This window comes from Pseudomonas sp. P5_B2 (assembly GCF_056400445.1).
The window spans coordinates 1-553 of sequence record NZ_JBFULH010001478.1 but is presented as its reverse complement, the minus strand read 5'-3'; the positions used below and the strand labels follow the sequence as shown (position 1 = coordinate 553).

Sequence of the window (553 nt, the reverse complement as noted above, 5' to 3'; positions counted from 1 at the left end):
TTGATCGACGGCGAGCATGCACCCAATGATATACGCAGCATGCTTGGCCAATTGCAGGCGATAGCGCCCTACACCAGTCATCCAGTGATTCGCCCTGTCGCTGGCGACACAACGTTGATCAAACAGATTTTGGACATCGGTACCCAGACCTTACTGGTGCCGATGGTCGAAAGCGCCGAACAAGCGCGAGAGCTGGTGCGTGCCGTGCACTATCCGCCCAGTGGCGTGCGCGGTGTAGGCAGCGCGTTGGCGCGGGCGTCGCGCTGGAACAGCGTGCCCGGCTACCTGGACAAGGCTGACGAGCAAATATGCCTGCTGGTGCAGATTGAAAGCCTGAAAGGCCTGGAGAATCTGGATGCCATCGTCAACGTCGAAGGCGTTGACGGGGTGTTTATCGGCCCTGCCGACCTCAGCGCTGCGATGGGCCATCGCGGCAACCCGGGCCACCCCGAAGTTCAAGCAGTCATTGAAGACACGATCGTACGGATCCGCGATGCGGGGAAAGCGCCCGGCATTCTGAGCGCTGACGAAAAACTTGCCAGGCGCTACATCC

At 60.2% G+C, this 553-nt stretch carries 1 protein-coding gene; it reads left to right on the top strand.

The window, feature by feature from the left end:
* Positions 1–553, top strand: a 553-nt coding sequence (locus tag AC1DRJ_RS31930; protein WP_477805604.1) for an aldolase/citrate lyase family protein, incomplete at both ends; no start/stop codon positions are given.